General features: G+C 69.6%; 4 protein-coding genes. 1 reads left to right on the forward strand and 3 read right to left on the reverse strand.

What is annotated here, in order from left to right; genetic code table 11:
* The coding region (locus M3N57_00980) for a winged helix-turn-helix domain-containing protein (GenBank protein ID MDP9021281.1) at nt 1–1,460 on the reverse strand (1,460 nt) is incomplete at its 3' end.
* 66 nt (nt 1,461–1,526) lie between these two features.
* On the reverse strand, nt 1,527–1,946 hold the full coding sequence (locus M3N57_00985; protein MDP9021282.1) for an ester cyclase: 420 nt from the start codon (nt 1,944–1,946) through the stop codon (nt 1,527–1,529).
* A 155-nt stretch (nt 1,947–2,101) separates the two neighbouring features.
* Here M3N57_00985 and M3N57_00990 point away from each other — a divergent pair, with 155 nt between their 5' ends.
* Nucleotides 2,102–2,926, forward strand: coding sequence for a methyltransferase domain-containing protein (locus M3N57_00990; GenBank protein ID MDP9021283.1), 825 nt, complete (start codon nt 2,102–2,104; stop codon nt 2,924–2,926).
* A gap of 54 nt (nt 2,927–2,980) precedes the next feature.
* Here M3N57_00990 and M3N57_00995 read toward each other — a convergent pair whose 3' ends face one another.
* On the reverse strand, nt 2,981–3,166 hold the full coding sequence (locus M3N57_00995; GenBank protein ID MDP9021284.1) for a hypothetical protein: 186 nt from the start codon (nt 3,164–3,166) through the stop codon (nt 2,981–2,983).
* Between the last annotated feature and the right edge of the window lie 77 nt (nt 3,167–3,243).

Consider the following 3,243-nt stretch of genomic DNA (forward strand, 5'->3'; position numbering starts at 1 on the left):
CGCCGGTGGAGCTCGTCGAGAGGGAACAGGCGCAGGCGGGCGGCTGCCAGCTCGATCGCTAGGGGAAGCCCGTCGAGGCGTCCCACGACCTGCGCCACGACCGGGGCCGTGCCGCCGTCGAGAACGAACCGGGGATCGACCGCACCTGCACGGTCGGCGAACAGCGTCACCGCGTCGTTGGCGGCCGGGTGCTGCGCTTCGTCGGCGTCCGGCACCGGCAGGGACGCCAGCGGGTACTGCTGCTCGCCGGACAGCCGCAGCGGTGCGCGACTTGTCGCGAGCACCCTCAGCTGCGGAGCGGCGTCGAGCAGTTGCGCGACCACCGGAGCGCCGGCCAGCACGTGCTCGAAGTTGTCCAGGAGCAGCAGCAACCGTCGCGATCGGAGGTATTCCTCCAGGGCCTCAGACGCGGGTCGGTCGCCCGTCGCCAGTCCCAGCGCACCCGCGATCGCCACAGCGATCCGGTCGGGACCCTCGATCTCCGCCAGGGGGACGAGGAAGACGCCGTGCGGAAAGTCGTCGAGCAGGTCGAGGCCTAGTTCGACGGCCAGGCGCGTCTTGCCGCAGCCCGGCGGGCCGGTGACCGTGACCAGCCGACGCGTCCGGACAAGCCCGTCGAGTTCGGCCCGTTCCCGCCGCCGGCCGACGAAGGTGTCGCGCGGTGTCGGCAGGGTTCGCGGAGTGTCGGGTCGTGCCCCATGTTCGGCCGCGGGAGCCTCCAGGTCCGGGTCCTGCAGCAGGATCCGCTCATGCAGCCGCGACAGCCACGGGCTGGGGTCCAGCCCGAGTTCCTCGGCCAGGACTTCCTGCGCCTGTCGGAACGTCCGCACGGCATCGCCCTGCCGGCCGGTCCGATACAGCGCCAGCATCAGCTGACCCCATAGCCGCTCCCGGTAGGGGTGCTCGTCCAGCAGGGCCGTGATCTCCTCGGCCAGCGCGACGTGCCGCCCCAGCTGGAGATCCGCCTCGATGCGTTCCTCCACTGCGGTCAGTCGTAGCCCGTCTAGCCGTGCGCGTTCCGGTTCGAGGGCGGAGACGTCGTTCAGGTCAGCCAGCACCGTCCCGCGCCACAGATCGAGCGACGTTGTGAGGAGGTCGAAAGCGGCCTCGGTGTCCCCGCGCACTAGGGCACGGTGCCCGTCGGCGGCCAGCTGCTCGAAACGCAGGGCATCTAGCTCGTCGACGGACACTTTGAGCTGGTAGCCGGGCGGACGGGTCTCGAGGCGCCACGCCTCAGCGCCCAGTGCCCGCCGGAGCCGGTGCACGTAGGTCTGCAGGCTGTGGCGCGCGGTCTCCGGCGGCGCACCATCCCACAGGTCATCGGCGAGGCGGTCGGTGGAGACGGTCTGGCCTGCCCGGACCAGGAGCAACGCCAGCAGCGCGCGCTGCCGGGGCGTACCCATCTCGAGCGCCTCGCCGTCGGCCACCGCCTCCAGCGGGCCCAGGATCCGGAACTCCACCGCGCTCCCTTGGCCCCGGCTCGTAACCCTACGTCGCGGCTAACGAGCCATCTCGCACCGGATCGCTCACGTCGTCGGGGCAGGCAGGGACAGAACTCCCAGCTGCTGAAGCAGACCAAGCTGGTCCACCTCCCCCCAGCACGCGGTGGCCTTGCCGTCGGCGAACTGCAGCACCTCGATCCCGGTGATGACGCCGGCCCGGCCGGTGGGCGAGATGCCGAAGTACTCGCCGTCGTGGGTTCCGCGCGCCGTCCAGCGGACGACCACCTTGTCCCCGTCGGCGACCTGGTCGTCGATCGTGAACTCGAGGTCGGGAAACGCCCGGCGCAACGCCATGAAGAACTGTCTGTAGCCCTCCGTGCCGCGGACCTCGGACGGATGCCCGACGTAGTCGTCGGCGATGAGCTCGTCGACGACCCCGTAGTCGCCCCGGTTCCACACCTCCTCGACCAGCCTGCTCACGAGAGTCTTGATCTGCTCGGCCATGAGTCGTCTCCTCGGTCGGACGAGGGCCATGGTGGCCATAGCTTGTCGCAGCCGGATCGCAGGCTCCTGCGCCTGGCTGCGATCAGCCTGCGATCGCCGGCACGCAGATTGTGGTTGCCGTGGAGCAGCGGTGCACCCGAGTGAACGGACAGGACATGACCGACACGTACCTGTTGGCCGGCCAGGACACGGAACTGGAGCGTCTGCAGCTCCAATCGCGGGTATGGGAACCCGCCGGCCGGCGACTGCTCGACCAGATCGGCGACGGGCAGGGCGCACGGGTCGTCGACGTCGGCTGTGGGGCGATGGGATGGCTGCGGCTGCTCAGCGAGTGGGTCGGTCCCGACGGTGAGGTCGTCGGCACCGACGTCGACGAGTCGATGCTCGCCGCCGCCAAGTCGTTCGTGGACGCCGAGAATTTGAGCAACGTCACCTTGGTGACTGACGACGTGTTCGCCAGCGAACTCGAACCTTCGTCCTTCGACCTCGTGCACGCCCGGTTCATGATCGGCCCGCTCGGTCGCGGACCGGAGCAGATGGCAGCCCACCGCCGCCTCGCCCGCCCTGGCGGGGTGATCGCGCTGGAGGAGCTCGACCCGCGGTCGTGGACCTTCCTTCCTCCCGCACCGGCTCTAGCCTCGTCGCTGCGCCACGGCGACGAGGTCAAAGGGTTGATCCCTCTGCTGAGCGAAGCGTTCCGCAGAGCTGGGGGAGACCCCGACTGTGCGACCACGCAGCTCGTCGTCTTCCACGACGCTGACATCGAGCCGCACGTCCGGGCCGAGGTGCAGTCGCTCCCGCCAGGCCACCCCTACCTACGTCTCCCACTCGTGTTCGCCACCGCGCTCGACGGACTGCTGCGCTCGTTCGTCAACGCAGACGACCTCGATCGGCTACTTGCGGACGCCGAGCGGGAACTCGCCGATCCCCGACGATGGGGCCTTACCTTCACGCTCGTACAGACCTGGGGCCGGACCTAACCGGCCCCGTGAGTGCCGGTTCTGATCTCAGCGGATGAACTCCTCGAGCCCGACCTACGTCTCGTGGTTCTGTCCGCCGCCGAACAGCGGGGATACCGCGACGTCCACGGGATCGCCGTCGAGGAAGGGTTCCCACCCGTGGCGCAGGTTCTCGACTTCGAAGCCTGCAGCACCAGCGACCACGGCGGTCGACAAGCGGGAGAACACCACGCGCTCGACGTAGGACCGTACGCCTCGCACAGGCTCTCCCATGCCCGAGTAACCGACTGCGGTACTTCGCGCAACAAGGACCGCCGCCGACTGTGGCAGTTGCGCCA

It is taken from the genome of Actinomycetota bacterium (assembly GCA_030776725.1).
Lineage (GTDB): Bacteria > Actinomycetota > Nitriliruptoria > Nitriliruptorales > JAHWKO01 > JAHWKW01.

What these genes read in the sequence shown, in the direction of transcription:
- M3N57_00990 (MDP9021283.1), top strand. Translation starts at nt 2,102, where the DNA reads ATGACCGACACGTACCTGTTGGCCGGCCAGGACACGGAACTGGAGCGT.
- M3N57_00985 (MDP9021282.1), bottom strand. Translation starts at nt 1,946, where the DNA reads ATGGCCGAGCAGATCAAGACTCTCGTGAGCAGGCTGGTCGAGGAGGTG.